Raw genomic sequence first — 23763 nt, 5'->3', positions numbered from 1 at the left:
ACATCTGGTCGGGGAGCCTTTCCGGCTCCTCGAATCTCATCCTCCCGGCATGCCGCTTTCAAGGGCCACTATCCAGGCCCAGACCACAAGGACCAGCCCGGCCGCGCCGGCCAAAGCTCCAATCCGGGCCTTCCATCCCGTCGCCCCGTGCCAACCGCCGACCAGCAACCCGAAGGGCACGCCGCAGCACATCCCGAAAAAATGAGCGCCCAGGTCCACGCGCTCCTCGCCCGCGCCGAGCATGGCCAGCAGGCTGAAACCGAAGCCCAGGGCCAGCAGTAAAACCTGTCCTCTTGAGCCGCGTTCGGCCCGTCCCGCGCCGCCGGCCAGGACGCCGATCAGTCCGAAGACTCCCGTGGATGCGCCCACGCTGAGGTGATCGGGGGCCTGCGCCCAGGCGTTGAGGGCGTTGCCGAGAGCTCCGGAGAAAACGAAAAGCCCCCAGGTCAGGCCTGATCCGATGCGTCGCGCCAGAAGCGAGGCCAGCACCGCCAGGGCGCCTGCGTTGGCCAGCAGATGTCCGGCGTCGGCGTGCAGGAAAAGGGCGGTCACGCAGCGCCACCACTCCCCGCCAAGGATGAGTCCGGCGTCGGCCCGGCCGGCGAGATGCCAGGAGATGCGTCTCCCCAGGCCCTGGGCGTCGAGCCACATGGTCAGGCCCAGAAAGACGGCGATGATCAGCAGGCTGACCCAGGAGTTGTCCGGCAGGGGCGCCGGGCGGGGCCGCGGCAGATTTTCCTGTTCGTAGGCGAGGATCTCCTGCACGGCGAGCGCTGCCAGGGCCGGCGCGACCAGAAGTCTGCCGTGATCGGAGCGGTTCAGGAATCTGCGGCTGGTCAGGACCAGGGACCAGGCGCGGACGGTGGCCTTGTCCGGGCTGTGTTTCGGGGTGGCCAGGGCCAGGGTGGGCAGGATGTCGATCACTTAGAGGATGGATATCTGCCCGCGCACAAAGGACCAGGCCAGGCCCAGGTATTCATGTACGGCCATGTGACAGGTTTTGATGTTGTCCGCGCGGGGCAGGAAGTATTCGGGCTCGCCCTTGCTTTGGTAACAGGTCGGCGCGGGAATGGGTTTTAAGCCTTGATTTTCAAACAGCTTGACGGCGCGCAGCATGTGCGAGGCCGACGTCACCAGCACGAAGAGGTCGGAACCGGCCAGGGCTTTGATGCGCATCGCTTCGTCGTGGGTGTCGAGGGCCTGGTCCGAGAGCATGATCCGGCCCGGATTAAAGCCTAGGTCCACGGCGGCAGCGGCCATGACCTGCGCGTTTGATTGTTCGTCTTTGAATTTTCCGCCCGAAAGAACCAGAATGGCGCCCGGAAAACGATTCGCGACCCGGATGCCCTCGTTCAGCCGGTACAGGGCCGCCTCTTCGAGCATGGCCCCAGGGGGCAGACGCTGGTCCGTCCAATGTCCGGAGCCGAGCACGACCACCCATTTGACCGGCTTTTTGACGATCTCCGCATTGCTCAGATTCAGCGGCGGATAGGCGTTTTCAAGGGGACGGATCAGGTACCCGGACACGGAGTTGAGGGAAAAGGCGTAAAGCAGGAGCCCGCCCATGACAAAGGGGGCGATGGCGTCCTTGGAGCGACGCAGCAGCACATAGAGCAGACCGAGGGCGAAAAGAACAAGGCAGACCGACAGGGGCATGAAGAGCGTGCCCAGGGCTTTTTTGAGGATAAAGCCCGCGCCTACGCTCATGTGCCGACTCCCATGCGCCGTTGCAACAGGACCATGTCGGCCAGAACCAGTTTGGCCATGGCGCAGAGCACCGGGACCACGCGGGGGATGGCGCAGATGTCGTGCCGTCCGCCGACGCGGATGGTCCGCGCTGTCCCGAAGCGGTCCAGGGTCCGCTGCTCGAGCGCGATGGAGGGGATGGGTTTGATGGCGGCGCGCAGCACGATTTCCTGGCCGCTTGAGATTCCGGCCAGGATTCCGCCGGCATTGTTGGACGCAAACCCCGAATCCAGCATGGCGTCGTTGTTTTCGCTGCCGAGCATGCGGCTGGCCGCGAATCCGCCGCCGATCTCGACTCCCTTGACCGCCCCCACGCTCATCAGCGCCGCGGCCAGACGGGCATCGAGCTTGTCAAAGACCGGCTCGCCCAGTCCGACCGGCACTCCGCAGGCGCGGATCTCGACGATGCCGCCCAGGGTGTCGCCTTGAGCCGCGACGTCTTTGACCCTCTCCTGCCAGCGCAGGACCGCGTCGTCTTCGGCCGCGAAGAAGGGGCGGTGCTCGGCGCCTTCCAGATCGACGCTCTGGCACGCGATGCCGCCAAGCTCCACGGCGGCGGCCCGGACAGTGATCCCCAGCGTCTGCAGAAACGCCGCCGCCACGGCTCCGCCCGCCACGCGCGACACCGTCTCCCGGCCCGAGGAACGGCCTCCGCCGCGATAGTCGCGCAGGCCGTATTTGGCCTGGTAGGTCATGTCGCCGTGACCCGGCCGGAACACGTCCTTGATCTCGCCGTAATCATGGGAGCGCTGGTCCGTGTTTTCGATGATGAAGCCGATGGACGTGCCTGTGCTGCGGCCTTCAAAGACTCCGGACAAAAGCCGGATACGGTCCGGCTCGCTGCGGGCGGTGACGGCCGGGCCACCCTGGCCGGGCCTGCGTTTGTCAAGCTCCGTCTGGATGCTGGCCTCGCTGAGGGCGATCCCGGCGGGACATCCGTCCACCACTCCGCCCAGGGCCGGGCCATGGGATTCGCCGAAGGTCGTCAGTTTGAAGATGCTGCCGAAAGTGTTTCCTGCCATCAAATTCTCCAGGGGGGCTGGCCCGGGCTAATAGTCTTTGCCTCGCTTGCACCAGTCTGCGTATACGTCCTCGAATTCATCCGTGTCCAGAGGGCTCTGGTCGTACATTCCGGCGGCCAGGCGTTGGCGCATGGCTTCGTAGAGAATGGTCGCCGCGGCCACGGACACGTTCAGGCTCTGCACCATGCCGAACATGGGGATGTAGATCTCGTCGGGCACGTGGATCTTGACATCGGGGTCCATGCCCCGGTGTTCGTTGCCAAGGATGATGGCCGTGGGCCTGGTGAAATCGATATCCATGATGGGTCTGGCCGTGGGGCTAAAACCCGTGCCCACGATCTGCATGCCCCGTCCGCGAAGGCCCTGTATCATGGGCCCGGCTTCACGGTGGCGGGTCAGGTCGATCCATTTCTTGGCGGAGCCCGAAGAGCTGTTGGCCAGGGACGGAAATTTTTCCTTGGTGTAATACAGGTGCACGCCAAACACTCCGAAAGCGTCGCAGCTGCGCAGGATGGCGGACACGTTGTGCGGATCGTGGATATTGTTCAGCACCAGGGTCAGGTCGGGCTGACGTCTGGCCAATACGGATCTGAGTCTGGTTTTGCGGTCTTCGGTCAGAAATCTGTCGGGCATGGGCTCAAATGTGGTTGAAGTGTGGAAGATGAACGCGGTCTGTACCCGCATCGCCCCGAGTTGGCAAAGCCCAAGGTCAGCGGCGCAAATGGAGCAGGTACTCCTGATTGCCTTTGGGGCCCTTGATTCCTGCCGGGACGGAGCCCATAACCTGCAGCCCGAGCTCCTCCGCGGCGAAGGCCTGCACCTCGGCCACGGCTTTGAGCTGCAATTCTTCCGAGCGGACCACGCCCTTGATCGCATGCTCGGGCGCCAGCTCGAACTGCGGTTTGACCAGGGCCAAAATCTGCCCTGCGTCCTTTAAAAACTGCAGGCAGGGGGGCAGGATGAGCCGCAGGGAAATGAAGGAGCAGTCAGCCACCACCAGATCCACTTTTTCAGGGAGGAGGTTTGCTGTGGCATGGCGCAGGTTGATCCGCTCCATGTTGATGACGCGTGGGTCGCGGATCAGCTTCCAGTGCAGCTGCGCGTGCCCCACGTCCACGGCGTAAACCCGCGCGGCCCCGAACTGCAGCAGGCAGTCCGTGAACCCGCCGGTGGAGGCCCCGGCGTCCAGGGCGACCATGCCGCTCACGTCCAGGGCAAAATGCTCCAGGGCCGTGAGCAGCTTGTAGCCGCCGCGCGATACGAAACGCTCCGATTCCTTGAGTTCCAGCCGCGCGTCGCAGGGGATCTGCTGCCCGGGCTTGGCCACGAGGGTCCTGGCCCCGTTCCGGAGCAGGAATACCTGCCCGGCCATGATCATGCGCGTGGCCTTTTCGCAGCTCTCGACCAGCCCCTGCTCGGCCAGGACCACGTCGGCCCGATCGACTTTCTTGGCCACCCCGCTACCCTTGGAGTTTTGGTCCGGGGTTGTCGGCCCAGAAGATCAGCCCCAGACTGTGCGCATCGCGCAGCAGCGGGTGGTGAGGCAGGATGCGCACGGTGAAGCCGAATTTGCCCGTGGCCATGGGCATGGCCTTGCCTCGGTATATGTACCAGCCGTCGGCGGTGCGCTCGTCCGGGCTCATGGCGAAGGTGGACCGGTTTGCGAATTTGCCGGTGTGATCAAGGGGGCCGGTGTAGATTTCCACGCGGATGTCCTGGATGCCGAGGCCCTCGACCTTGACCTCGGCGCTGACCTCCAGGTTCTCACCGACAAACATTTCGTGGGCCGTGACGCACTGCACGTTACGGATATCGAGCCCGCCCCAGTGGGTGAGCAGGTTCATGCGCCAGTCGGCCAGGTCCATGACCGGGCGGTATCCGCCCGCCGAGAGCTTGCCGTAGCTGATATTGGCCGGGAGATAGGCGCGCTTGGAGTATTCCTCGACCATGCGGTGCCCGTTGAAGACCGGCCCCAGGGTTTTGAGGGCCTGCTTCATCTTTTGCACCCATCGCCTGGGGAAGGAGCCTTGCACGCGGTCGTAGAAGAGCGGGATGACATCTTTTTCGAGGATGTTGTAGAGGGTCTGGCTCTCCACGAAGTCCTGGTATTCGACATCGTCGTATTCCTCGGCGTTGCCGATGGCCCAGCCCACGGAATTGTCCGGGCTCCAGGCCTCGTCCCACCAGCCGTCAAGGGTGCTCAGGTTGAGCACGCCGTTGGCCATGGCCTTCATGCCGCTGGTGCCGCAGGCCTCCAGAGGGCGGCGCGGGTTGTTGAGCCATATGTCGCAGCCCTGGACCAGGTAGCGGGCGACCTGCATGTCATAGTCTTCCAGAAAGACCATGGATGCGCGGCTCTCCGGAGACTGGCAGAGGCTGATGAGCTCCTGAATGATTTTCTTGCCCTCGTTGTCCCGGGGATGGGCCTTGCCGGCAAAGATGAACTGTACCGGGCGGGCGGGGTCCGTAACGAGGCGTTTTAGGCGGTCATCGTCTTTGAGCAGCAGGTAGGCGCGTTTGTAGGACGCGAAGCGGCGGGCGAAACCGATGGTCAGCGCCTCGGGATTGAGGACATTGTCCGCGGCTTCGAGTTCCCAGCTGCGGCCGCCCCGGGATATGATCTGCTGCTGCAGGCGGCGGCGCACAAAATCGACCAGACGCTCCCGCAGGCGTTCGTGCGCCCGCCAGAGCTCGATGTCCGGGATGGACCCGAATTTTTCGCCGACCCTCTCGCAGTCCGGGTCTTCACGCCACGACTGGCCCAGGAAACGGTCGTAGAGGACCGACATTTCAGGAGCCACCCAGGTCGGGAAATGGATGCCGTTGGTGACCCAGGTGATGGGCACGTCCTCTTCGGGATACTGGGGCCAGACATTGGCCCACATTTTGCGCGAAACCTTGCCGTGCAGCCGGCTGACGCCGTTGTTGAACCGGGACAGGCGCAGGGCCAGTATGGTCATGCAGAAATGTTCGGCGTCATCGCGCGTGTTTTCCCGGCCCAAGGCCAGGAAAACCTTCCAGGAGAGTCCCAGGTCCGCGGAATATTCCTGGAAGTATTTGGCCATCAGTTCCGGGGAGAAACGGTCGTTGCCCGCCGGAACAGGTGTGTGCGTGGTGAAGACGGAGCTCTGGGCAACCAGTTCCAGGGCCGCCTCAAAGGACAGGTGGCGGTCTTCCATGAGCACGCGGATTCTTTCCAGGCCGGCAAAAGCCGAGTGGCCTTCGTTCATGTGGATGACCCGGGGGGAGAGGCCCATGGCCTCAAGGGCTTTGATGCCGCCGATGCCGAGCAGATATTCCTGCATGAGCCGCATCTCCAGGTCCCCGCCGTAGAGTTGGGAGGTCAGCTCCCGGCGTTCCGGCGTGTTTTCGGAGATATTGGTGTCCATCAGGAAAAGAGGCACGCGGCCAACGTCCGCCCGCCAGACGCGGAAATAGAGCGGGCTGCCCTGCATCTGGAAGCGCACCTTCAGCGGCAGTCCGTCCTCGTCCAGCACCGCCGAGAGGGGCATCTGCTCGAAATCGTTGGCCTGATAGCGTTCCTGCTGCCAGCCGTCGTGGGTCAGGTACTGGCGGAAAAATCCGCGCTGGTAGCACAATCCGATTCCGACCAGGGGTATGTTCAGGTCGCTGGCGGATTTGAGATGGTCCCCGGCCAGCACGCCAAGCCCTCCCGAATACACGGGCAGGCATTGGGCGATGCCGTATTCGGCGCTGAAATAGGCGACCACAGGTCCGCTCTCAAGAGCGTCGAGTCCGGTCATGGGGCTGCGCTTGGACAGGTATTTTTCGAAACCCGCCGCAATGGTTGACAGACGGTCCAGAAAGAATTCATCCTCGCCCAGTTCTTCCAGTGTGCTCTGAGGCAGATGGTTCAGGAACCAGACCGGGTTGTGTTCGCTTTTTTCCCATAATTCGCGGTCTATCTGGGCAAAAAATTCCTCGATTTCATGTTGCCATGAAAAATAGAGGTTGCTTGCCAGCGTCTTGAGCGGCAGAAGTTTTTCCGGAAGCTTGGGCACAACTGTATAAACATGCAATGGTTGCATAAATCCCCCTGTCATAAATTTGTAACGCATCCCTGCATGCGTGCTTGATGCACAAGTTAGCATGCCCAGGAGAAGAAATGAATCCCTGTTCCGGAACTGTCACCATACCGGTCAAGGTCCGTTTTTTATCGGAAACGTGCCCGCCGGAGAAATTCAACTATGCCACTCCGGGGTCGGCAGGTATTGATCTGCGGGCTTGTATGGAGGACGCGGAAGTTTTGATCCCCCCTGGGGGACGTTACCGCTTTCCTACCGGCATCGCCGTGGAATGCACGATGCCGGGAGTGGCCGGTTTTGTCTATTCCCGAAGCGGCCTGGGAACCAAGGACGGGCTGGTGGTCAGTCAGGGGGTCGGCGTCATCGACCCGGACTATCGCGGCGAGATTCTGGTCAGCCTGCTGAACACTTCGGACCAGACCCGCACCGTGACCCGGGGCCAACGCATCGCCCAGCTCGTGTTTCAGCCCGTTGTGCGTGCGGAGATCCTTCCGCAGGACAGCCTTTCGGACACCGCTCGCGGCGCCGGAGGATTCGGACATACCGGTACGATCTGATCCAACTCACTTGCGAGGAGAATTTCATGAACAGCGAAGATATAAAACAAGGCGAAGCCTCGGCCCTGTGCCGGACCTATGCGCGTTATCCCCTGGCCGTCAGCCGGGCCGAGGGAACGAGGCTCTTCACGCCCGAAGGCCGGGTCTATACCGACCTGTTGGCCGGCATCGCCGTCTGCAACCTGGGGCACTCCCATCCTGAGCTGGTGGAAGTCATCTGCGCCCAGGCGAAAAAACTCGTCCATGTCTCGAACCTTTTCTATCAGGAAGAACAGGTCGCCCTGGCCACCAGACTGCTTGGGACCTCGCATTTGAAGCGGGTCTTTTTCTGCAACTCCGGGGCCGAGGCCAACGAAGGGGCCATCAAGCTGGCCCGGCGCTATATGCGCGAGGGCCGGGGCGAGGAGCGTTTCGAGATCATCACCTTGAGCGGGTCCTTCCATGGCCGGACCCTGGCCACGCTGACGGCCACGGGCCAGGACAAGATCAAGACCGGCTTCGGGCCGCTGCCGGAAGGATTCATCACCGTGCCCTTTGCCGATCTGGAGGCCATGAAGGCCGCCATGAACGAACGCACCGCCGCCGTGCTGATCGAGATGATCCAGGGCGAAGGCGGAGTGAAGCCCTTGCCGCAGGAGTATGTCCGGGGACTGGCCGCGCTTTGTGCCGAAAAAGGCGTGCTGCTGATCATCGATGAGATTCAGACCGGCGTGGGCCGGACCGGAAAATTCTGGGCGCATCAGCATTTGGGCCTTGTGCCCGACATCGTCACCGTGGCCAAGGGCCTGGCCGGGGGCCTGCCCATGGGCGCGGTCATGTGCTCCGAAGAGGTGTCGAAGGGCTTTCCTCCGGGCAGCCATGGCACGACCTTCGGCGGCAACGCGCTCATTTCCGCCGTGGCGGACAAGGTCATTGAGATCATCGAACGCGACGATCTCTGTGGCCGGGCAGCGCGCATGGGTGACTGGCTGCGCGGACGGCTGGAGGGGATCAAATCCCGACTGCCGGAGCAGATCGCCGAGGTGCGGGTGCATGGCCTGATGATCGGCATCGAGCTGACGCATCCCGGGGCCGAGGTTTGGAAGGCGCTGCTGGAGCGGGGTTTTGTCCTGAACCTGACCCAGGATACGGTGCTGCGCCTGCTGCCTCCGCTGGTCATCACCGAGGAGGAGCTGGAGGCCTTTTGCCGGGCTCTGGAATCCGTTCTGGCCGGGAAGTAGCCGCTAAGGCCACTTGCGAGCCCTTCCCGAATACGTAGGGGGGGCGGTTTTCAACATCGAATTCAAACGGGCCCGTCCCGATATCAGGTTACTATGTCAAACAAACTTGCACGCCTTGCTCTTTCTTTTGCCCCGGAGAACGAGGATCTCGTCACCGGTCTCTTGTTTCTGCACACTCCCTGGGGATGGGAAGACGGTGGGCTGAAAGACGGCCTGCGCCGTCTGACCGTGCATTTCGATCGTCCGGAGCAGTCCGCCGAAACCGAGGCCACGCTGCAGGCCGCCTGCCCGGAAATGATCCTGGAGAGCACAAGCGTGGACAATGCGGACTGGACCAGCGCCTGGAAGAAATACTTCACGCCCATTCCCATCGGGTCGCGGTTCGTGGTCCTGCCGGCCTGGCTCAAGGATGAGCCCTGCGCGGCCCAGCCCATCCTGATCGAGCCCAAGATGGCCTTCGGGACAGGACATCACCAGACCACGGCCCTGTGCCTGGAGGCCCTGGACCGTTTGGCGACGGAAGGGGTCCTTACGCCGGGGCAGTCTTTTCTCGACCTGGGCACGGGCTCGGGAATTCTGGGCATCGCCGCCGTCAAGCTTGGACTCGTCGGCCAGGGGCTCGACATCGACCCCGTGGCCGTGGACAACGCGCACGAAAACGCGGCCCTGAACGCCGTGACGGATGCTTTCAGACCGGCCACGGGGAGCGTCACGGACATCCCTCGGGAACAGCATTTTGATTGCATCCTTGCCAACATTCTGGCCAATCCGCTGATCGACATGGCCGAGGACATCTGCGCCCGCCTGTCCAGGCCGGGCGTGCTGATCCTGTCCGGCATCCTGCGCGAGCAGGCGGATCGCGTCGTACAGGCCTACACCCTGCAGGGGCTTGCGGCTCCGCAGATTGCATACTCCGGGGAATGGACCCTGCTCGTTTTTCGGACATGAACCGGGAAGCCACGCTTCGTGACTACTACCAGGCGATGCTGGCCGCGCTGGGCCCAAGCCGGTGGTGGCCGGGGCGAACGCCGTTCGAGATCGCGCTGGGCGCCATTTTGACCCAGAACACGGCCTGGACCAATGTGGAAAAGGCGATGCACGCCCTGCGCGAATCCGGATTGCTCGATCCCCGGGCTCTCGCCCGGTTGACCGATGAGGAGTTGGCGACGTTCATCCGGCCGGCCGGAGCCTTCCGGGTCAAAGCGGCGCGGGTGCGCAATTTCCTGCTTTTTTTGCACAGGACCTGCGATCTGGACATGGACGGATTGCGGGGAGAGACGGTGGAGACGCTTCGCCCGGCGCTGCTTGAGGTTTCCGGCATCGGACCTGAAACTGCCGATTCCATCCTGCTCTACGCCCTCGGTCTACCGTCCTTTGTGGTCGACGCCTACACGCGCCGCATCCTGAATCGGCACGGGCTTGTACCCGAAGATATCGCATACGGGGAACTGCGGGAATTTTTCATGGATGTGTTGCCGCCGGACCCGGCGTTATATAATGAATATCACGCCCTCATCGTGCGCACGGGCAAGAATTGGTGTGCAAAGAGGCAGGGAAAGTGTCCGGACTGTCCCCTGGCCGTCTTTTTGGAAGAGTTCAGCCCCTTGACCTGCACAGGAAAAAGCATCATCCCTCACCCATGAATCGTCCGTCATCCCGCCCCACGCTGCGCTTTTTCGCGATCATCCTGTTGCTCCTGGGCGGCATCGCATTCACGGCCTCACTTGGCCTTGCCTCTCTTGAAGAAGAGATGGCCGCCAAGAACAAGCAACTGGCCGAGCGGAAAAAAGCCATTCAGAGCCTGACCGACAAGGAAAGAAGCCTGCACAAGGATCTGGCCAAACTTGAAGGCTCGGTCAAGCAGGCGGCCGCATCCCTTCAGAAGCTCGAAGACGAGCTGGACGCGCTCAAGAAAGAACAGGCCGAAGGCGCGAAGCGCCTGGATGAGTTGCTGGCGGAGCGGGAAAAGACCACTGGTCGCCTGCAGGAATTGATGCAGACTCTGTGGCCCATCTATCTGACGGCCAAGGAAGAAGGTTTTGCCTCGGTGGAGCAGTGGGGCGAGGCCAACCGCCGGGAAACCTGGCTGACGGCCCTGTACCGCGAGGCCCAGTCCTTGCGGGAGGATATCGAACGGCAGAGCCAGATCATGGCCGACCAGCAGTCTGTTTTGGATCAGAACGCGGCCCGGGCCGAGGCCAAACTGGATAAGATCAAGGCTTCCAGGGCCGAGCTTGAAAAAAAGAGGACGCAGTTCGAACACCAGATTGCCCAGGTGCGGGTCAAGAAGAAGGAGAGCGAGAAGGAAATCCAGGGTCTGATGGGTTCCATCGCAGGGCTACGCCACAAGATCAGCCTGCAATCCTCCAAGAAGATTTCAAAGCTGCAGGGCAAGCTGACCTGGCCGGCCAAGGGCAAGCGGGTCGTGTCATATGCGCCGGACGGAAATCCGCCCAGTAACGGCATCGGCCTGTCCCTGTCCGCTGGCACGCCGGTGCGCAGCGTCTCGTGGGGAAAGGTCGTGCACAACGACCAGTTGCGTGGGTTTGGACAAGTGGTCATTGTTTTTCACGGCGAGGATTATTATTCTCTGTACGCCTTTTTGTCCGAAGCCCCCCTTCCGGTGGGCCGGGAAGTGGAACGCGGACAGCAGATCGGTGTCTGCGGATTCTACCCTGCGGCCAAGGGCGAAGGCCTCTATTTCGAATTGCGTTACAGGCAAAAAGTCATTAATCCTTTAAAATGGTTACAGTCGGGGTGAAAAGTGGGTTCGCATTTTTTTCGGACAGGACTGCACCACGGTATCCGCTTTTAAGTGATTCCAACAATTTCTCGCCATTCCCTCAGGGAGGAAATCATGCGTCTCAGCCATTTTCTTGGCACGATGATTCTTCTGGTCGGCCTTTGCGGCACGGCCTCGTCCAGCCAGGCTCGGGATACCGATCATTATCAGGCCTTGAAGCAGTTCAGCCAGGTTCTGGATCTGATCGAAAAAAACTATGTCCAGGAAGTCGACCGTACGGATCTGATCCACGGGGCCATCGAGGGGATGCTCAATTCCATTGATCCGCATTCCGCATATATCGATCTTGAAAAATTCAAAATGATGCAGGAAGAATTTCAAGGGGAATTCGGAGGGATCGGCATCCAGATCGGAGTCCGCGACAAGCGCCTGACCGTGATCGCCCCCATTGAAGACACTCCTGCCGACAAGGCGGGCCTCAGGGCCGGAGACATCATTCTTGAGATCAACGGCGAATCGGCGCTGGACGTTTCCCTTGAGGACGCCGTGTCCAAGATTCGCGGCCCCAAGGGCGAGGCCGTGGAGCTGACCATCCTGCACAAGGATTCCCAGGCTCCGGAAAAAGTGACCATCGTGCGCGGCACCATCCCGCTGATCAGTGTCAAGCTCAAGGAACTTGAGCCCGGCTATGTGCATCTGCGGCTGACCGATTTCAAGGCCAACACCACAGAGGACATGCACCAGAAATTGCAAGAGTACACCGCCAAGCAGGAACTCAAGGGCGTTGTCCTGGACCTGCGCAACAACCCCGGCGGACTGCTCAATCAGGCCATTTCCGTGACCGACACCTTTTTGCGCGATGGACTCATCGTCTATACCCAGGGGCGTAACCCCAAGAGCAGAAAGGACGAGATGGCTTCCCGGCAATCGACGGACGTGACCTGCCCGGTGGTCGTGCTTATCAATTCCGGTTCGGCCTCGGCCTCGGAAATCGTGGCCGGAGCTTTGCAAGACCGCAAGCGGGGCATCCTGATCGGAGAACGCACCTTCGGCAAGGGCTCCGTGCAGACCATCATGCCCCTGTCCGACGGCTCGGCGGTCAAGTTGACCATCGCCCTTTACTACACGCCAAACGGCAGATCCATCCAGGCTTCGGGCATCGACCCCGATGTGGAGCTCCCGTTTGTGGCCGTGGCCGAGGATGCAACGCAGCCGCGCGATTTCCGGGAGGCGAACCTGTCCAAGCATCTGGACAATCCCAACGGGGACGTGGAGCTGGGTCCGGAAGAGCTTGAAGCAAAGGAAGCATTGGCCCAGGACAACCAGCTGCGCATAGGCCTGAGCATGGTCAAGTCCCTGCCGCGCTTCATGCAGCTCACCAACTGATTCGCATTATCTTGCGGGGCGGCTTCCGCCGTCCCGCGTCTTTTTCACATCCATGCCCCCTAAAAAAAGAAAAAAGAAGAAGCCCGCGACCAAAGGGTCCGGTTTTTCGCTGTTCAAATCCCTGTTCTGGATTTGCGTTGTCCTGTTGACCGGCCTGACTCTTTTTGTGGCCATGCATCTGCCCCTCAGACACGCGCCCAGCAAATCCGGGACTGTCCAGCCGCCGGTCGCGAGCAAGGCCTCCGAAGCCCCCGCAGCCTCGAGCCAAAAGAAGCCTCGGCCGGAGCAGGCACCCGTCAGGAATGCTTCGGTTCAGAAGGAGCAGGCCCAGGCATACGAAGCCCCGGTCGACGACTTTGACGCCAAGGTCCGCAGCGTCGATCTGGCCATCCTCATGGGGCTGGCCGCCCAGGGCGAATCCGAGAGCCGCATGCGGCACCGGGCCGTGGAGGTCAGGCGTCACCGCGGTCAGGAATTTTATTACCAGAATCTGACCATCAATCTGGGTCAGGAAGTTTTTCCCTTTCTTGCCGAACTCAAGAAAAACCTGGATCAACTGGGGTCCGAGTTCAGTCTGCAGACCGTCGACAACAATCCGCGTGATCTGGAGATCTCCATCCTGGGCGAGCCGACCCATCACATTTTTCTGCCGCTCGCCCTGGTTCCCGAGTCGGAGCCCGAGGTGCAGACGGCGAAAGCCCCACGACTTGTGATCATCATCGACGATCTGGGCGAGAGCATGGCGGTGGCCAAGCGCTTGGCCGCCCTGCCTTTTGCCGTCAGTTTTTCGGTGCTGCCGCACAACACCAAGGCGCGTCAGGTCTCGAACCTGGCCCGGCAGGAAAATCTCGAGTTGCTGCTGCATCTCCCCTGCGAGCCGGAGGGCTATCCCAAGACGGCCAATTCCGGCCCCGGCACCTTGCGGGTGAATATGACTCCGGCCGATCTGGAGCAGACTTTGGCCGATAATCTGGCGCGCTTGCCGGATGTGGACGGCGTCAATAATCACATGGGCTCACGTTTGACTCAGGACAAAAAGGCCATGACCATTGTTCTTGGCCATCTGCAGGGGCAGGGAAAGTTTTTTGTGGACAGCTTGACCACGCCGAAAAGCTGCGTGCGCGACGTGAGCAACACGTTGGGCATGCGCTACTACAGAAGGCATATCTTTCTCGACAACACGGCCAAGGAGCATGCAGTCCTCTTGCAGCTCAAAAAAGCCGAAAGCCTGGCCAAGCGCACCGGGCTGGCAGTGGCCATCGGTCATCCCTATCCCGCGACGCTGTCTGCGTTGGAGTCATGGGCGAAGTCCCGCGATATGAACGTGGTGGTCTGCAAGATACAAGATATTTGACAAAAACTTGCTTTTTCTCCAAGTAATGAATCCTGTACAAAGTGATCTGTTTCAGCTCGACAGCAGGAGCCAAAGATGGAGCCGCTTACGCCTTCTTCATGCATAAATGTCCTCCTTGGAATTTCCAGGGGACTTTCGCATCGGACCAGCATTCAAAAGACGCTGGAAGAAATCTGCATCCATGTGGAAAGCTATTTTTCCCCCAGGCATTTGGCTTTTTTGCTTGTGGACCCGGACACCGGCGACCTGACTTTCAATCACGTCGTGGGTGAAAAGACAGATTTGGTCAGCGGTAAGAAATTGCGAAAGGGTACGGGGCTGGCCGGATGGGTCGCCGAGACCCAAGAAGCCCTGCTGATCGAGGACGCGGCGAAAGATCCGCGTTTCGCTACACAATTTTTGACGGCCAAGACCAAGGGCTGTTCAACCGTCATGGCTGTCCCGCTCAAAAGCGGGGATATGGTCTACGGCGTCTTGGAACTCATCGACACCCGGCACGGGGAACCGTTTACAAAGAAGGCTCTGGCGGATTTCGCAGCCATCGCGGAGGTCACGGCCGTTGCGCTGGAGCGGGCATATTATTTTCAGGCCATGAGGCGCATGGCCGAAACGGATCAGCTCTCCGGGTTGCCGAACAAGCGGACTTTCGACCGCTTCATGGAACGTGAGATCGAGGTCTGCAAGCGATACGGCACTCCGTCGAGCGTGGTGCTGCTCACGATCGAGAATCTGCGCAGGCTCAACGAGGAATACGGACCGTCGAGCGTGGACAAGATCATCCAGATGCTTGCGGTAGTTCTGGTCGATGAAGTGCGAAAGGTCGATGTGGCATGCCGCATCGCCTCGAACAGATTCGCGGTGATCATGCCCAATACGCCCCGGCCGGCCGCCCTCGATGTCAGCCAGCGCATCAACACCAAGATCGCCCAGCAAAGTGCGACCAGGCAGATGCCGTATTTTTCCGTAATTCTTGATGTCGTGTCCGGCATTCAGGACGACGTCACTCCGCTGCTGGGGATTTGCGACACAAACAAGACCGCGTCCCGAGGCTTTCGCAAATTTCGCAACGTGGCCGAAAATCTTGTGCTGCTCCTCAACGAGGAAAAGCAGGCCATGGAGCGCAGGCAGTATTACCGCAAGAATGTGCAGCTCGCTGGGCAGTTCGAGAATCCGGATACGGGCGAGACGGGTGATTTCCTGCTGGATAATATTTCCTTGAATGGCGTCGGGTTCACCACGCTGCTCTCCCATCGCCTGGTTCGAGGGGCTCTGATCAAGGTTCGTTTTCGTCTGGACGACTCGCGACGTACGGAAGTCACCCGCCTGACCCGTGTCAAATACCTGAGCGAGAGGTATGTCGGATGCCAGTTCGCGGACCAGAAAAGCTATGACAGCGATCTCGGCTTTTATTTGATGCGCTGACTGCTTGAATTTTCAGATTTACGAAAAGCGGGCCCGAGGTCCGCTTTTTTTTGTCTTCGCGGGAGGCGCGTGCCCGGATTCGTGCCGGAGTTCGTTTGTTTGGCGCCGCAGGTGTTGACATCTGTTTTGCCGGGATTAAACTTTTACCTATTCAAAATATAGGAGGCATCTATGTTTACTCTCCAACCGGCGGCAAAGGCGCAGCTGGATGAGCATTTTGGCGGCAAGGACAAGGAACCCATTCGTATATATCTGGCTTCAGGCTGCGGCGGACCCCGTCTCGGGTTGGCTCTGGACGAGAAGAAAGACAACGATCAGATCTTCGATGTGGATGGATATTCCTTCCTGGTCGAAGGCGACCTGTTCGAGCAGGCCAAACCCATGACGGTTCTTTTTGATCAGAATATGGGTTTCACCGTGGAATCCAGCATGGTCTTCCCGGAGGGCGAGGGCGGTTGCTCCTCCTGCGGGTGCGGCGGAAGCTGCGGCTGATAGAAAACACGAATCCAGCGCGAAAAGGGCGGCTTTGGCTGCCCTTTTCGCTTTCGGAACATCAACATTTTCGCTAACACCTCCCCCATGTTCATCACACCCCGCGTACATATCGAAGACGAGGACATCCGCCTCGAATTTATCCGTGCCTCCGGTCCCGGCGGCCAGAATGTGAACAAAGTCTCCACGGCCGTTCGGCTGCGCGTTCGCCTGGATGCGATTCACGGCCTGGACGAGGACGGGCTGGCCCGTCTTGAGGCATTGGCCGGCCGTCGCCTCACCGTGGAGAAAGAACTGGTCATTCGGGCCGAGTCGCATCGCACCCAGGAGGGCAACCGCAAGGCCGCCCTGGAGCGCCTGGCGCATCTGGTGGCCCAGGCCGCCGTGCGTCCCAAACCCCGCCGGGCCACCAAGCCCACCCGGGCCTCCAAGGAGAGGCGCCTTGCTTCCAAGGCCAAGCAGTCGCGCCTCAAGAATCTGCGCCGGAGCGCAGAGGATTAGTCTTTTTTTCTTCGACGTTTCCCCTTCTTCTGCAACGCAGGTTTTCCGCGCCCAGCCGGGCCTGGACATAAAGCCCGAGAGCCCGAACGGCCCGGTCCGCGTCCCTGAAGACAGGCATGCCCCGTTCACGCAGCATGGCCGCGAAGGGATTGTACATCTCGCCGCCGTCGACCACGGCCACGATGGGCTTGGGGCTGAGCCGCGCGATGGCGCCGATGCGCTCGGCGATGTTCTGGCTCGCGTCCATGTCCAGCGAGGACAGGGACGGAGTGAGCGGGATCATGCCGATGACGGCCAGATCCACGCCAGGGTCCGCCGCCAGCGCTTCCACGACCTCCGTGAAGAGTCCGTCAGTGGCCGCCGGGTTCATGTCCAGCGGGTTCTTGACCTCGACCAGCCGGTCGAGTCCGCACTCCTCCAGCGCCTTGGCGATGCGCTGCCGTGTCGCAGGGCGGAAGGTGGCCATGCGCAGCTCGAAGTCGTCAGCCGTGATATTGTCGGCCATGCCGACCGCCTCGTATCCGGCCGTGGAAACGGCGGCCATGCGGTTCCCGGCGATGGCTTTGCCATGCAGCCCCTTGGCCAGCATGTAGAGTTCCGTGAATTGGTTGAAGGATCTGGCGACCATGGCCCCGGCCTGGGTCAGGCAGGATTCGCAGACCGTATAGTCGCCCGCCAGGGAGGCCGTGTGGCTCGACGTGGCGGTCTTGCCCTCGGGCGTGCGTCCTGCCTTGTAGAAGATGATCTCCTTGCCGGCCAGGACCGCCTGCCGCACGGCGCGGGTGAAATGCACGCCGTCGAGGTCGTTGAAGCCTTCGCAGTAGACTCCGACCACGTCCGTGTCCGGATGCGTCTTGAAGTAGGCCATGAAGTCGCCCAGGGTCAGGTCGTTCTGGTTGCCGATGGAGATGAGATAGGCCGGGTCCAGCTCCGGGGTGCGGCTCATGCGCGTGGCCATGAACGCTCCGGACTGGCTGATGAAAGCGGAGTTGCGCTGGTGCTGCCCCCGACCCTTGGGCAGTTTGTTTTCGGGGATGAACCAGGTGTCGTAGCTTCCGGGATGGGAAATGACGCCCATGGAGTTGCCGCCCAGAAAGACTGGTCCGTCGCCTTGCCTGTGCCCTTCATTGATCAGGGCCATGATCTTTTCGGCCATGGCCTTGCTGTCCTGCGTTTCGCCCAGGCCGCCCGGGATGAGCAGCACGGACGCGGCCTTTTTGCTGCGCATGATTTCCTCGATCAGTTCCGGCAGATGTTCGGCCGCCACCGCCACCACGAAGAGGTCCAGCGGCTCATCCAGGGCGGACAGCCCTTTTGCGCACGCCACGCCGTCGATTTCCGAGGCGGTCGGGTGGATGACCGTGATCTTGCCTGCCGGAAAACCGTGGGCCAGGACGTTTTGCAGGATGACGCGTCCAAAGTTCTGGCGGGATGTGGACACCCCGATCAGGCCGATGCGGCCCGGGTGCAGCAGGGTGTGGATCCTTTCCGCGGGCCGGGGGACAACGAGCGCCTTTTGCGGCAGCGAGAAGCGGCACATCCCGTCGAGTGGCACCATCATGAAGTCCGAAAAGGCGAAGGGGTTGATCTCCAGTTCTTCGATGACGAACGGGGCGTCGACGGCGGTGGGCGAGAAATGATTGCCGACCTGTATGAAGGCCGAGAAGCATTCGATCAGCTGTTCGTCGGCGACCACGCGTTTCTGGCCGCGCGTTTTCCCGGCCAGGACTTTGTAGGCCACGGTGCGCCTGAAGAGCTCGAAAAAGGACTCGCCGTCGTTGAGTTCGGTGGAAGCCGAGACGATGCTGCGGTTCTTGCGGAAATTGTCAGCCAAGAGTTCCGTGTCCGTGCCGCCTATTCCGGCGGTGAGGATCATGCCGAACTCGCGCGTGGCGCGCAGTCCGACAATGAGTTCGTTGCCAAAAGAGGTGGTGTCCGGCGGAATGAACTGCACCAGAAGCACACCCTGGATATCCTGGGAGATGGCCGAGACCAGGGCGTCGCCGGTCAGTCCCTGATAGTGGGCCGGCGCATGGGCGGGGCGGCGTTCGATGCGGTCGGCGTAGTTCTCTGCGACTTCGTACATCATGCGCCGCCAGGTGGAGCGGATCTTGTCCGGATGCTTGGGGATGATGCGTACGCCGCCGACATCGCTCTTGTGCACGATGTAGGGCGAGACGATCTTGAGCACGACCCTGTCTCCGGGCAGGGCGAGGAGTTCCTCGTCCGTTGGCCGCGTCCCGGCCTGCAGCAGGAGGCTGCGCGGCGGCGTCTCGGAACCCAGGTTTCGCAGCAGGCTGTAGACCTCATGCTCGTAGAGGAGGTCTCGCCCCGTGCTTTGGGCCTCGGCAAAAATCTGGGTCATGGCCGTGAAATCAATATGGGTGGCAACTTTGATGCTCATGGGATGCTCCAAAAGATGGATTTTCGTCAGCGTAGCGCAGGGGAGGGCGGCAGGACAAGAATAAGGTTCACGCGCTTGTACGGCCGGGTCCGGGGTCTGCCGAGGAGGCGCATCGGGAAAAGCTGGACATTTTCGTTAAACGCGGCATGTTGGCATTCATGAACTCCAAACTACGGCTTTACGCCTATTCCATCCCCTGGAACATCTTCCTTTTGACCGTGGGCAGCTTTTTAATCGCCATGTCCATCAAATCCGTGGCCGTGCCCCATGGTTTCGTGACTGGCGGCGTGTCGGGCATTGCCCTGCTGATCTACTATTTTTCGGATGTTCTGACTCCGGGGCTGTGGCTTTTCATCCTGAACATTCCCATCGCCGTGATCGGTTGGGCCATGATCAGCGGCAGATTCGTGCTCTACACGGCCTATGGCATGTGTGCCATCACCGCGTGGATGGAGGTCATCACCTTTGCACTCCCCGTGCACGACAGCCTGCTGGCGGCCATTGCAGGCGGCGCCGTGCTCGGCGCGGGGGCGGGAATCAGCATGCGTTCCCTGGGTTCTTCCGGCGGCCTGGACATCCTCGGCATTCTCTTGCACCAGCGCTTCGGGTTCCGCATCGGCCAGGTCAGCTTTGCGTTCAACGCGGCCCTGTTCACGGTCAGCTTCACGCTGCTGGACACGGATATCGTGCTCTATTCCCTGATCATGGTTTTCGTGACCAGCCAGATCATGGACTATGTCCTTAGCATGTTCAACCAGCGCAAGCTTGTGTTCATCGTCTCCGATCACGCCCAGATCATCTCGGATGCGATCATCAAGGAAGCCAACCGGGGAGTGACCCTGCTGGACGGGCGCGGAGGATACACCGGCCAGCGCAAGCAGGTGGTCATGACCGTGGTCAACAACGTGCAGCAGAAGAAGCTTGAGGAATTGATTTTCACTCTGGACCCCGAAGCGTTCGTCATTTTCGAGAACACGTTCAACGTCATCGGCAAGGGCTTTTCGCGGCGCAAGGTGTATTGAGCGTAAAGGAGCGTCAGGCTGGGTTATTTTTTTTGAACATCAACGCATGGACTCAAGAGCATGAACAGAATTTTGCGCGGTCTGGTTTTCGGAGTGTGCGTGATGCTTTCCATCTCGCTCCTGAGTTCCTGCGCGGGCAAACCCCCGGCTGACCTCAAGCCTGACTCCGGCCCGGCGCTGACGGAGACGGACGAGGCGCCGCTGCGCGCGGATCCCCTTTCCGAGATTGTCCTCGACGTGCCGCAGCGGGCCAGTCAGGCCGTGCAGGTCTCGGATCATCCGCTGCTGGCTCCGGCGGTGCAGGTGGCCATGCATGAGCGCGCCCTGGAGCGCTTTTTTGCGCCGTGGAAGCAGGTCCGCGCATCATTGTCCGCGAAAGACATTTCCTGGGGCGTGCGCAGTCTCGGTTCCAAGCAGGGCTATGCCGAAAATCTGCAACCGTATCCGCAGGATCGCTGGGCGCATGTCGTGGCCTTGCAGGATCTGCCTGCCTATCCGTCTTTGAGTGCCGCGGCCATTACCGTGCGCAACACCGCCTTGCGGGTGCTACCCTCGAACCGTCCGTTTTTTCTGGACCCGGCGAGGCCCGGCGAAGGCTTCCCTTTTGATTATTTCCAGAACACCGCCGTGTGGATGGGCACGCCTGTCTTCATCAGCCATGCGTCCCTGGACCGGGCCTGGTATTATGTCGAGACGGCCTTTGCCAACGGCTGGGTGCGCAATGAGGATGTGGCGCTGACGGACAGGAATTTTTGCGCGCACTATGAATCAAAGGCCATGGTGGCCTTACGCAAGGACGAGACCTCGCTGGTCGGGCAGGGCATGTTTCTGGGCCAGACCCATATCGGGGCCATTTTTCCCCTTGATTCCCGAAGCGGACAGGGCTTCATGGTCAAGGTTCCGGTTCGGGACGCCGCCGGCCGGGCGAAAATGGCCCTGGCCGAGCTCGGCTATCCGCAAGCATCGCGGCTGCCCCTGCCGCTGACTTCGCGCTCCGTGGCGGAACTGGCCGACGCCATGTCCGGTCAGCTGTACGGGTGGGGGGGGATGTTCGAGAATCGGGACTGCTCCTCCAGCATGCGCGACCTGTTCCTGCCCTTTGGCATCTGGCTGCCGCGCAATTCCTCGCAGCAGGCGAAACATGGCGGAGAGTTTATTTCTCTGGAGGGGATGGATGTGAATGCCAAACTCCACACCATCCGCGCGCAGGGCGTGCCGTTTGCCTCTCTGGTCTGGTTGCCGGGACACATCGGGCTTTATCTCGGCACGGACGGGCGGGGCGATCCGCTCCTTCTGCACAATATTTGGGGAGTGCGCACCGCCTTGCCTGACGGGAGCGAAGGACGGGCCGTGGTCGGCCGCCTGGTCATCTCGACCCTGCGACCGGGAGAGGAGCGGGATGACGTAAGCCGGGACAACTTTCTGGAAAAGGTTCGTGGCTTGACGCTGATCGGCGTAAAGACCCCCATGCTCGAAAAATAGGTTTGCTTTTTTTCGAGTTTGTCCGGATTCGCAGTGTTGGGGTCAGGGCAGTTTTTACGGGCAGAGGGGGGATGAGTTACGTAAAAATGATACAATCCTCGAAGAAAAATGGACCAAAACTAAGGTTCATCAAGAAGTCACTTGTGAAAAAACGGTCATTGTCCGGGTGTGTTTTCTTTACCCCCCGTATGCAGGTAGTGACGAAAAATCATATTGAATAACCATCAGCGGGGTCCGATTTCGGGTTTCGCGCCTTATCAGCGGGAGATGGCCATGACGGCAACAAAATCAGTGTTCAGTGTCTGCGGCATGTGCACCGTGCGCTGCCCAATCCAGGTGGACGTGCAGGACGGCAAGGCCGTTCGCATCCAGGGAAACGAATTTTCTCCGCTCAAGAAGGGCCTTTGCGCCCGCGGAGCGGCCGGCATCGCTCTGGAGCAGGATCCGGAAAAGCCGCAGACTCCGCTCATCAGGGTGGGCGAACGCGGCGAAGGCAAATGGAAGGCCGTGTCGTGGGACGAGGCCCTGGATTACGTGGCCGACAAGCTCAAGGGCATCATGGCCGAGCACGGGCCCCGCTCGGTGCTGTGGTCCGACCGTGGCGGCCCCTTTCCCGACCTGCACCAGGCCTTCATGCGCGGCATCGGCTCGCCCAACTACTGCAACCATGACGCCTCCTGCGCCCGCAACGTGCAGCACGGCGCGCAGTCCGTCATCGGCGTGGGCCGCAAGATGGTGGCCTATGACCTGCGCAACGCCAAGCATATCATCCTCCAGACCCGCAACATCATGGAGGCCATCAACGTGGCCGAGGTCAACGCGGCCCTGGACGGAATCGCCGGGGGCGCAAAGCTGACCGTCATCGACATCCGCGGCAACGTCAGCGCGAGCAAGGCCGACAATTTCTTTCTCATCCGCCCGGGCACGGACTACGGCTTCAACCTCGCGGTCATTCATGCGCTCATTTACGAGGGACTCTACAACAAGGAATACGTCGAGCAGTTCGTGGACGGATTCGAGCAGCTCAAAGAATTCGTCAAGCCGTACACGCCTGAGTGGGCTGCCGCCGAAACCGGCGCTTCGGCCGAGGCGATCGTCGATCTGGCCCGCCAGTTGTCCGCGGCCGCGCCCAGCGTGGTCTGGCATCCCGGCTGGATGGTCGCCCGCTACAACGATTCGTTTCAGGTCTGCCGCACGGCCTACATCATCAACGCCCTGCTCGGCTCCATCGGCGCCAAGGGCGGCCTGCCCTTTGTCAACACGGCCAAGGAAGTGGGCCGCAAGGGGCTGAAAAAACTGGTCGATCTTTTTCCCAAGCCGGAAGAGAAGCGGGCCGACGGCGTGGGCTGGAAGTATCCCCAGTTCGACGGAGGCCCGGGCTTGGTGAACCTCGCCTACGACGCCATCGTCACCGGCGAGCCGTATCCTGTCAGAGCCTACCTCTGCTTCCGCCACGATCCGCTCATGGCCATGCCCGATCCGGAAGCTTTGAAGAAGAAATGGGAAAAGCTGGATCTTTTGGTCAGCATGACCTTCTCCTGGTCCGACACGGCCTGGAATTCGGACGTGGTCCTGCCCTTGTCGACCTACCTGGCGCGCGAGAGCATCATCGCCGGCAAGGCGGGGCTCAAGCCCCAGTTCTTTGTTCGCCACCGCGCCCAGGAACCGACCTTTGATTCCAGGGCCGACTGGGAGATCATCTGCGGCCTGGCCAAACGTTTGGGCCTTGATCCTCTGGCTTTTGAGACCATCGAGGACCTCTGGAACTACCAGCTGCAGGACACCGGCGTCAGCATCGCGGACTTTGACGCCAAGGGTTTTGTGGAGCTGGCCGACAAGCCCCTGTACCGCCCCATGTCCGAGATCACGCTGCCGACCCCGTCGGGCAAGATCGAGATGTCGAGCGGCAAATGGGCCAAGGCCGGGCACGACACGCTGCCCCCGTATGCGTCTCCGGCCCGTCCGCCACAGGGGATGTTCCGCATCGCTTTTGGCCGGGTTGGGGTGCACACCCAGGGGCACACGGTCAACAATCCTCTTCTGGCCGAACAGATGTCCGAGAACGTGGCCTGGATTCATACCAGCCGCGCGGAAGAGATGGGCATTGCCGACGGCGACCTGGTCGAGGTCTTTTCCGTCAGGGGCGAAAGCGGCAAGATCCGGGCTTTCGTAACCGATTGCGTGCATCCGGAAGCCCTCTTCATGGTTCACGGATTCGGGCACAAGCTGCCCGTGGAATCCAGGGCCATCGGCAAGGGCGCGGCCGACCAAGAACTCATGCCCGGCGGCCTTGAAAGCTGGGACAAGGGTGGCGGATGTCTCTCCATGCAGGAACATTTTGTCGGCGTGCGCAAAATCTAGGGGGC

General features: G+C 61.1%; 20 protein-coding genes. 13 read left to right on the top strand and 7 right to left on the bottom strand.

All coding sequences use genetic code 11. The annotated features are described in order from the left end of the window. Window positions 1–36 precede the first annotated feature (36 nt). The 6 genes from DBAC_RS14415 to glgP all read right to left on the bottom strand — a co-directional run bounded on the left by DBAC_RS14415 (window position 37) and on the right by glgP (window position 6817). Window positions 37–924 carry a rhomboid family intramembrane serine protease gene (locus DBAC_RS14415; RefSeq protein ID WP_015775043.1) on the bottom strand — a complete coding sequence of 296 codons (888 nt, stop codon included), beginning with the start codon at window positions 922–924 and terminating at the stop codon, window positions 37–39. Then, window positions 925–1707, bottom strand: coding sequence for an ElyC/SanA/YdcF family protein (locus tag DBAC_RS14410; RefSeq protein ID WP_015775042.1), 783 nt, complete (start codon window positions 1705–1707; stop codon window positions 925–927). Continuing rightward, complete coding sequence (aroC, locus tag DBAC_RS14405; RefSeq protein WP_015775041.1) at window positions 1704–2768, bottom strand: chorismate synthase; 1065 nt, start codon at window positions 2766–2768, stop codon at window positions 1704–1706. The genes DBAC_RS14410 and aroC overlap by 4 nt, the downstream gene beginning before the upstream one ends. Window positions 2769–2795: 27 nt before the next feature. Further along, window positions 2796–3401 carry a TrmH family RNA methyltransferase gene (locus DBAC_RS14400; protein ID WP_015775040.1) on the bottom strand — a complete coding sequence of 202 codons (606 nt, stop codon included), beginning with the start codon at window positions 3399–3401 and terminating at the stop codon, window positions 2796–2798. Window positions 3402–3477: 76 nt separating this feature from the next. Continuing rightward, window positions 3478–4224: a TlyA family RNA methyltransferase gene (locus DBAC_RS14395; RefSeq protein WP_015775039.1), complete on the bottom strand. Its 747-nt coding sequence runs from the start codon at window positions 4222–4224 to the stop codon at window positions 3478–3480. A 4-nt stretch (window positions 4225–4228) separates the two neighbouring features. Further along, the gene (glgP, locus tag DBAC_RS14390) at window positions 4229–6817 is read right to left on the bottom strand and encodes an alpha-glucan family phosphorylase (protein WP_015775038.1); all 2589 of its coding nucleotides are present in this window, start codon (window positions 6815–6817) and stop codon (window positions 4229–4231) included. A 77-nt stretch (window positions 6818–6894) separates the two neighbouring features. On the opposite strand from glgP, the gene dut reads away from it, so the two are divergent. From dut to arfB, 10 genes are all read left to right on the top strand, one after another. After that, the gene (dut, locus tag DBAC_RS14385) at window positions 6895–7371 is read left to right on the top strand and encodes a dUTP diphosphatase (protein ID WP_015775037.1); all 477 of its coding nucleotides are present in this window, start codon (window positions 6895–6897) and stop codon (window positions 7369–7371) included. A 26-nt stretch (window positions 7372–7397) separates the two neighbouring features. After that, window positions 7398–8591: an aspartate aminotransferase family protein gene (locus tag DBAC_RS14380; protein WP_015775036.1), complete on the top strand. Its 1194-nt coding sequence runs from the start codon at window positions 7398–7400 to the stop codon at window positions 8589–8591. A gap of 93 nt (window positions 8592–8684) precedes the next feature. After that, window positions 8685–9539, top strand: coding sequence for a 50S ribosomal protein L11 methyltransferase (prmA, locus tag DBAC_RS14375; protein ID WP_015775035.1), 855 nt, complete (start codon window positions 8685–8687; stop codon window positions 9537–9539). Beyond that, complete coding sequence (locus tag DBAC_RS14370) at window positions 9536–10234, top strand: endonuclease III domain-containing protein (protein ID WP_015775034.1); 699 nt, start codon at window positions 9536–9538, stop codon at window positions 10232–10234. The genes prmA and DBAC_RS14370 overlap by 4 nt, the downstream gene beginning before the upstream one ends. After that, entirely contained in the window at window positions 10231–11352 is a 1122-nt protein-coding gene (locus tag DBAC_RS14365) for a murein hydrolase activator EnvC family protein (protein ID WP_015775033.1), read from the top strand. The genes DBAC_RS14370 and DBAC_RS14365 overlap by 4 nt, the downstream gene beginning before the upstream one ends. Before the next feature lie 96 nt (window positions 11353–11448). Next, complete coding sequence (locus DBAC_RS14360) at window positions 11449–12720, top strand: S41 family peptidase (protein ID WP_015775032.1); 1272 nt, start codon at window positions 11449–11451, stop codon at window positions 12718–12720. A gap of 52 nt (window positions 12721–12772) precedes the next feature. Beyond that, window positions 12773–14074 carry a divergent polysaccharide deacetylase family protein gene (locus tag DBAC_RS14355; protein ID WP_015775031.1) on the top strand — a complete coding sequence of 434 codons (1302 nt, stop codon included), beginning with the start codon at window positions 12773–12775 and terminating at the stop codon, window positions 14072–14074. A gap of 75 nt (window positions 14075–14149) precedes the next feature. Next, window positions 14150–15496, top strand: a complete 1347-nt coding sequence (locus DBAC_RS14350; protein ID WP_015775030.1) for a diguanylate cyclase — start codon at window positions 14150–14152, stop codon at window positions 15494–15496. Between the two features lie 171 nt (window positions 15497–15667). Further along, window positions 15668–15988 carry an IscA/HesB family protein gene (locus tag DBAC_RS14345; RefSeq protein WP_015775029.1) on the top strand — a complete coding sequence of 107 codons (321 nt, stop codon included), beginning with the start codon at window positions 15668–15670 and terminating at the stop codon, window positions 15986–15988. Between the two features lie 87 nt (window positions 15989–16075). After that, window positions 16076–16489: an alternative ribosome rescue aminoacyl-tRNA hydrolase ArfB gene (arfB, locus tag DBAC_RS14340; protein ID WP_015775028.1), complete on the top strand. Its 414-nt coding sequence runs from the start codon at window positions 16076–16078 to the stop codon at window positions 16487–16489. Here the strand turns inward: arfB and DBAC_RS14335 are convergent. Beyond that, complete coding sequence (locus DBAC_RS14335; protein WP_015775027.1) at window positions 16458–18893, bottom strand: acetate--CoA ligase family protein; 2436 nt, start codon at window positions 18891–18893, stop codon at window positions 16458–16460. The genes arfB and DBAC_RS14335 overlap by 32 nt on opposite strands. Before the next feature lie 158 nt (window positions 18894–19051). Between DBAC_RS14335 and DBAC_RS14330 the strand changes: the two genes are divergently transcribed. The 3 genes from DBAC_RS14330 (at window position 19052) to DBAC_RS14320 (ending at window position 23758) form a co-directional block, all read left to right on the top strand. Continuing rightward, on the top strand, window positions 19052–19915 hold the full coding sequence (locus DBAC_RS14330; protein ID WP_015775026.1) for a YitT family protein: 864 nt from the start codon (window positions 19052–19054) through the stop codon (window positions 19913–19915). 60 nt (window positions 19916–19975) lie between these two features. After that, complete coding sequence (locus DBAC_RS14325; RefSeq protein ID WP_043811081.1) at window positions 19976–21397, top strand: NlpC/P60 family N-terminal domain-containing protein; 1422 nt, start codon at window positions 19976–19978, stop codon at window positions 21395–21397. Between the two features lie 273 nt (window positions 21398–21670). Then, the gene (locus DBAC_RS14320) at window positions 21671–23758 is read left to right on the top strand and encodes a molybdopterin-dependent oxidoreductase (protein ID WP_015775024.1); all 2088 of its coding nucleotides are present in this window, start codon (window positions 21671–21673) and stop codon (window positions 23756–23758) included. Window positions 23759–23763 lie beyond the last annotated feature (5 nt).

Source organism: Desulfomicrobium baculatum DSM 4028 (assembly GCF_000023225.1).
Classification (GTDB): Bacteria; Desulfobacterota; Desulfovibrionia; order Desulfovibrionales; family Desulfomicrobiaceae; genus Desulfomicrobium; species Desulfomicrobium baculatum.
Note: the sequence above shows the minus strand (reverse complement) of the source record. Positions and strands in the feature narration are given on the sequence as shown.